The 5,951-nt window shown below is 35.5% G+C and carries 8 protein-coding genes; 4 read left to right on the plus strand and 4 right to left on the minus strand.

Translation table 11 applies throughout. The features are described from left to right. From ABGX27_08455 to clpX, 4 genes are all read right to left on the minus strand, one after another. A partial coding sequence (locus ABGX27_08455) for a phospholipase D family protein (GenBank protein MEO2069518.1) occupies positions 1-233 on the minus strand: 233 nt, incomplete at its 3' end. A gap of 16 nt (positions 234-249) precedes the next feature. After that, positions 250-522 (minus strand): preprotein translocase subunit SecG, encoded by a 273-nt coding sequence (gene secG, locus ABGX27_08460; GenBank protein ID MEO2069519.1) that lies wholly within the window; start codon positions 520-522, stop codon positions 250-252. Positions 523-530: 8 nt separating this feature from the next. After that, positions 531-1,277 carry a triose-phosphate isomerase gene (tpiA, locus tag ABGX27_08465; protein MEO2069520.1) on the minus strand — a complete coding sequence of 249 codons (747 nt, stop codon included), beginning with the start codon at positions 1,275-1,277 and terminating at the stop codon, positions 531-533. A gap of 10 nt (positions 1,278-1,287) precedes the next feature. Further along, complete coding sequence (clpX, locus tag ABGX27_08470; protein MEO2069521.1) at positions 1,288-2,535, minus strand: ATP-dependent Clp protease ATP-binding subunit ClpX; 1,248 nt, start codon at positions 2,533-2,535, stop codon at positions 1,288-1,290. 100 nt (positions 2,536-2,635) lie between these two features. On the opposite strand from clpX, the gene ABGX27_08475 reads away from it, so the two are divergent. The 4 genes from ABGX27_08475 to ABGX27_08490 form a co-directional block, all read left to right on the plus strand. After that, positions 2,636-3,595 carry an NAD-dependent epimerase/dehydratase family protein gene (locus ABGX27_08475; GenBank protein MEO2069522.1) on the plus strand — a complete coding sequence of 320 codons (960 nt, stop codon included), beginning with the start codon at positions 2,636-2,638 and terminating at the stop codon, positions 3,593-3,595. Further along, entirely contained in the window at positions 3,585-4,067 is a 483-nt protein-coding gene (locus ABGX27_08480) for a hypothetical protein (protein ID MEO2069523.1), read from the plus strand. The genes ABGX27_08475 and ABGX27_08480 overlap by 11 nt, the downstream gene beginning before the upstream one ends. Positions 4,068-4,072: 5 nt before the next feature. Further along, positions 4,073-5,293 carry a PelD GGDEF domain-containing protein gene (locus ABGX27_08485; GenBank protein MEO2069524.1) on the plus strand — a complete coding sequence of 407 codons (1,221 nt, stop codon included), beginning with the start codon at positions 4,073-4,075 and terminating at the stop codon, positions 5,291-5,293. Further along, positions 5,271-5,951, plus strand: a 681-nt coding sequence (locus tag ABGX27_08490) for a hypothetical protein (protein ID MEO2069525.1), incomplete at its 3' end; no start/stop codon positions are given. The genes ABGX27_08485 and ABGX27_08490, both read left to right, overlap by 23 nt.

Raw genomic sequence — 5,951 nt, forward strand, 5'->3', positions numbered from 1 at the left:
CTTTCATGGGCTTTAATTAAAGCCCTTAGTATCGGTTTACTGGTAAAAGAGTATATAGCTACATCTATAGTCTTTTTCGCATTTTCTATTTCTGAAATAATAGCTTTTGTACATCCACCCCTAGGGGAAAAGTAAGCATTAATGACAATATCTTTTCCAGACTCTATACTTTTACTCTCTTGACTGCAAGAAATTAAAAAGAAAAGACTAAACAAGACTAAAAGTTTCTTCATAGTTTCTCTCCTATGCTTACTTCTTTGTTTCTACCTTTTTTATAACAGAGTCTTGATGGTTATTTAGAAGTTTTGAACCAACAACCGAAAGAAGTAAAGAGTTAAGCATAAAAATAGCACCTAAAATTGCTGTTGTTTTTGTAAGAACCGCTCCGGTATCTGCCCCAAAGGCAGAGGTTGAACTTCCTCCAATTAAAGAACCAGCGTCGTCCTTTCCCGGTTGGATGAGAACAACAATTATCAGTAAAAGAGCAATAATCGCATGGAATATAAGTAAAGCTGTAAACATTCTTCCTCCTACATTGCTTTTACAATCTTTGCAAAGCTTTCAGCTTTAAGACTCGCTCCACCAACTAAAGCTCCGTCTATATTCTCCATTTTTAAAAGACCTTCAGCATTCTCAGGCTTTACACTTCCTCCGTAAAGGATTCTAACAGAGTTTGCTTTTTCTTTTCCAAACATTGAAGCTAAGACTTCCCTTATAAACTGGTGGACTTCTTCTGCAAGAGAGGGAGTTGCAGTTTTTCCTGTTCCTATTGCCCAAACAGGTTCGTAAGCTATGACAAAGTCACTATCTTTACTCACGCTCTTGAGTCCTTCTTTAACCTGCTTTTCTATAACCTTTTCTGTTTCTCCAGCCTCTCTTTCTTCTAACTTTTCTCCAACACACAATATAGGAATAATTCCATGATCTATTGCAGAAAGCACTTTTTTGTTTATGAGTTCGTCCGTTTCTCCAAAAATGTGTCTTCTTTCAGAGTGTCCTAGTATTACGTAAGAACAACCAACATCCTTTAACATAAGCGGAGAAATCTCACCGGTAAAGGCTCCCTTCTCTTCAAAGTACATGTTTTGAGCACCAAGTTTTATGTTTGTTCCAATAATTTCATTTGAGACCGGATAAAGGGCGGTAAAAGGAGGGCAGATTAGAATATCTCTATCATTAACATCTTCTACAACCTTTTTTAATTCTCTAACAAAATCGAGAGCCTCAGGAACAGTTTTGTGCATTTTCCAGTTTCCGGCAATTAAAAGTCTTCTCACACCTTCCTCCCTACGACGCTTTTACAAGATCGTATTTAGGTTTTCCAGTCTTCACAGCTTCAAGGTCTATTATAACTTTCTTTATATCTTTTCTATGTGGAACCTCAAACATAACATCAGTCATTATTTTTTCCATTATTGCTCTCAAGCCTCTTGCTCCTGTTTTACGCCTTATAGCTTCTCTTGCTATCTCACGGAGAGCATCATCTGTAAACTCAAGATCGACCCCTTCAAGTTCTAAAAGTTTCTTATACTGTTTAACAAGAGCATTTTTTGGTTCTTTTAGAACTCTAACAAGATCGTCTTCTGTAAGTTCGCTTAATGTCGCTATAACAGGGAGTCTTCCTATAAGTTCAGGAATTAAACCAAACTTAACCAAGTCCTCTGGCTCAACGTGTTTGAGTATTTCGCTTCTTTCAAGTTTTTTCTTGTTTACATCAGCAGTAAATCCCATTCCACCTTTACCAATTCTTTTAGCAATGATATCTTCAAGTCCAACAAAAGCTCCACCACAGATAAAGAGGATATTTGTTGTATCTATCTGTATATACTGTTGATGTGGATGTTTTCTTCCACCTTGAGGAGGAACGTTGGCAATTGTTCCTTCCAAGATTTTTAAAAGCGCTTGTTGAACTCCCTCACCTGAAACGTCTCTTGTAATAGATGGATTTTCACTTTTTCTAGTAATCTTATCTATCTCATCTATGTAAATAATTCCCCTTTCTGCCTTTTCTATATCGTAGTCTGCTGCCTGTATAAGTCTTAAAAGGATGTTTTCAACGTCTTCACCGACATATCCAGCTTCTGTAAGCGTTGTTGCATCGGCTATGGCGAAAGGAACATCAAGAAGCTTTGCTAAAGACCTTGCTAAAAGTGTCTTTCCAGAACCTGTTGGACCAATTAAAAGAATGTTACTCTTTTCAATCTCAACGTCCGATGTATCCTCGTTTGACATTATCCTTTTATAGTGGTTATAAACAGCAACAGATAAAACCTTCTTTGCTTCATCTTGTCCTATTACATACTGATCTAAGAACTCTTTAATTTCTTTTGGAGTAGGAAGATTATCCACACCTTTTATTATAGGTGGAGCTTTTTTAGCTTTCTTATTTTCGTTTTCGTGAATAAGCTCGTAACATTCATCAACACAGTAGTTACATATAGCTACCCCGTTTGGACCTGTAATTAAAGCCTCAACTTTTGACTGATCCCTTCCACAAAAAGAACACTTTCTCATAGGGACGTTTGTTTCAAACATACACTCTACCTCTCTAAACGGAATTTTTTATAATTGACCTAAGGTTTGGATTTTATAAAATACAAAAATCTAAAACAATTTCAAGAAGGGGCTTTTTCTCATGGATACCGTCTTAGTTACTGGAGGAGCTGGCTTTATTGGTTCTCATTTAGTAGAAGCTTTAGTTGCAAAAGGAAAAAAAGTGGTTGTCCTTGACGATCTATCTTCGGGAAGTAAAAAGAACTTAAAAGCTTGTAAGAACGTAATCCTTGTTGTAGGTTCTATTACAAACTGGAAGCTGTTACAAGAACTTTTTGAAAGCTATGAATTTTCCTCTGTCTTTCACTTAGCAGCAATTCCTTCCGTTCCCAAGTCGGTTGAGAAACCAATAGAAACCCACAACGTCAACTTTGATGGCACTTTATTTCTTTTAGAAGTTTCTAAAAAATTTAACGTTAAAAAATTTATTTTTGCTTCTTCGGCTGCAGTATATGGGGACAACGAAGATCTTCCAAAAAAAGAGGACATGGCTGTAAATCCAACAACACCTTACGGAGTAGATAAATTTGCATCAGAAAGGTATGTGGTAAACGCTTACAGACTCTATGGCTTAAATACCACAGCCTTAAGGTTTTTTAATGTCTATGGTGAAAGGCAAAATCCATCCTCTCCTTACTCTGGAGTTATTTCTATATTCGTAGATAGAGTCTTAAGCTTCCAAAGAGGAAAGAAAACCACAATAGAGATTTTCGGAGATGGAAATCAGACTAGGGATTTTATTTACGTTAAAGATGTAGTTAAGAGTATCCTTCTAGTATCTGAAAGAGAGGAAACAGCAGGGGAAGTTTACAACGTTGGAACGGGCAAAGAAACATCTTTGCTGGATCTTGTGGAAACCTTAAAAGAGATATCGGGTAAATTTCCAAATGTTCGATTCTTACCCCAAAGAAAAGGGGATATAAAACGTTCTGTGGCTGACATTTCTAAACTAAAATCTTTAGGGTTTAAACCGGAAGTTTCCCTAAAAGAAGGGCTTAAAAGGACATTTCTTTATGAATTGGAGGAAAAGTATGGTTTTTAGGAATTTTTTCTTAATTTTTATCCTTCTTCTTACTGGATGTGCTACGGTGGTTAACAAAACCCCAACTTCTTTTCCAAAAGAAAAGGTCTGTGTAGTTCTTCCATTTGTTAACTATTCAACAACTCCCTTGGCAGGAGAGAAAGCAGCCTCTATTGTTTATGGAGTTTTAAAGTCGAAGGGATATAGAGTTAAAAAGTTCTTTGATTTTAAAGAAGAAGACTTCTCTTCCAGTGAGGTAAAGGACCTCATTGAAAAAGCTAAGGAGAGTGGCTACAAATGTGTCATTGGTGGTTATGTCAATGAGTGGCAGTATAAAGTCGGAGTAGATGGGGAACCGACTGTAAGCCTTACAATTTACGCGCAGGATTTAGGAAGTAAAAAAAACTTTTTTGTAATCACTCTTTCTGCAACTGGTTGGGGATACGGATCAGTAAGTAGTTTGACTCAAAAATTAATAAATAAGAACTTTTAGCGAAGATGTTTAAAGATCTTGGAGTAAAGTTTGTTGTTGTAGAAGTAGGACTATTTTTTCTCCTGTTTACAGTTTTAGGATATAAAATGAATCCTAAAGACCCTTTTTTTATTCATTCGTCAGTTAATCCTTTTATTCTCTTACTAGTCGTTTTTACTCTTTATTATGGATTAATGGCATCTCTTTTCTTCTTTGTTTTCTTAGTGTTAGCTTTACAATACATTTACACCTCTTTACCACTGCAATTTATACTCTGGAGTCTTCTTATCACTCTTATCTGTGGCGAGTTTCATTTCTACTGGAGGGAAAAGATTTCGGTTTACAGAGAGAGGAATAGGTATCTATTTTCAAAATTAAAAGAGTTGAGGAAAAACTTTTTCTTACTAAAAATTTCTCATGACCAGCTTGAAAGCCACTACCTTGTGAAACCTTTGAGTATAAGAAAGATACTTTCTGAGATTAAGAAGAAACTCTTCAGTATGAATGACGAGGAAGCCATTAAAGACCTAATGGAGTTAATATCTCAAGTTTTCCATGTTCAGTCTGCTTCCTTGTATCTCAAAAAGGGAGAAACTTACGTTTATAAAGCTTCCGTAGGAAGGAAAGTTCAATTTCTTCCTGATGATCCTTTAGTCCAAAAAGCTCTTGAAAGCAAGCAACCGGTATTTGTATCCTCTGGCAAGAATACTTCCTATCTTGCCGTTATTCCTATAGAGGATGACGCTCTTTTTCTCATAAAGGAGATGCCCTTTATACAGCTTAATTTAGAAAATATCCTATCAATAGCCGTAAGTTTAAACTGGTTCATGAAAGAGAAAAGCAATTCTTTTTCTTTAGAAAAAGTTCCAAAAGTTTTAAGGGAGCTACCTCCAGAATTTTTAAAGGAAATCAAGGTAACTTCGGAACTTAACCGTAAGTTTGGAATAAAAAGTTCCCTCGTGATTTTTAAAGTGCCTTCTGAGTTTGAAGATTTTCCCTTCTTTTTAGAGGAAAAAGTTAGAGGTCTAGATATGGTAGGAACCATTCCTTTGAAGAAAGTTCTTTATGTTTTTGTCTTACTACCTTTGTCTTCCTTTTCAAATGCCAAAGGATTTATAGAAAGAATAAAAAAGGAGCTTAATAACCTTATTGGTATATCTAAAGTAAAACACAGAATTATCGATGTGGACGAGAGAACGTTTGAGAAACTTTCAAAGCTAGTAGGTGAAAGAGATGGTAAATCCTAAGAAAATATACTCGTCTGTAACTTTAGAAACATTTGCTATTTCTGGTCTTGCAATAGATAACTTCTACGGTTCCTTAATTACTTTCTTTTCTTTCCATTCTGCTGCTTCCTTTCTTTTAGCTTTAGCTCTAGCTCCTGGACTTCCATCAAGGTACAAAAGGAGTAAGGTAATCTTCATCATTCTCTTTCTTTCTCTTTTCTTTTTCCCAGTGGTTGGTTACGGAGTTTCGTTTGTTCTTTATGCTCTTATTTTGCGAATGCATAAGAAAACTGATGACCTAATTTCCCAAATAATACCTTTAGATGAGATTTATGTTAGTGATGTAGTTTTAGAAATGAGAAACCTTGGAGAAGGAGCTCTTTACCAACTTCTACAAGAAGAAAAAATGGACGAAAGGATACTTCTATCACTTAAAGATAATATAAACCCTATTGTCATTGAACTTTTCAAGAAAGCTCTTTCCAGTAAAAATGATGAAGTGAGACTTTTAGCTTTTGGGGTTCTTTCAAAAGTGGAAAAGAAAATAAACGAAAGGATAAATGATCTGAGAACAAAATACAACGAAGAAGAGAATAGAGAAAAGAAAGCTACTTTGGCAAGAGATATAGCTACTTTATACTGGGAACTTATCTACTTAAAGATAGTTGATAAAGAACTT

This window comes from Desulfurobacteriaceae bacterium (assembly GCA_039832905.1).
In the GTDB taxonomy this organism is placed as follows: Bacteria; Aquificota; Aquificia; order Desulfurobacteriales; family Desulfurobacteriaceae; genus Desulfurobacterium.

Coding starts and splice junctions, on each gene's coding strand:
- secG (MEO2069519.1), bottom strand. CDS start 522: ATGTTTACAGCTTTACTTATATTCCATGCGATTATTGCTCTTTTACTG.
- clpX (MEO2069521.1), bottom strand. CDS start 2,535: ATGTTTGAAACAAACGTCCCTATGAGAAAGTGTTCTTTTTGTGGAAGG.
- ABGX27_08475 (MEO2069522.1), top strand. CDS start 2,636: ATGGATACCGTCTTAGTTACTGGAGGAGCTGGCTTTATTGGTTCTCAT.
- ABGX27_08480 (MEO2069523.1), top strand. CDS start 3,585: ATGGTTTTTAGGAATTTTTTCTTAATTTTTATCCTTCTTCTTACTGGA.
- ABGX27_08485 (MEO2069524.1), top strand. CDS start 4,073: ATGTTTAAAGATCTTGGAGTAAAGTTTGTTGTTGTAGAAGTAGGACTA.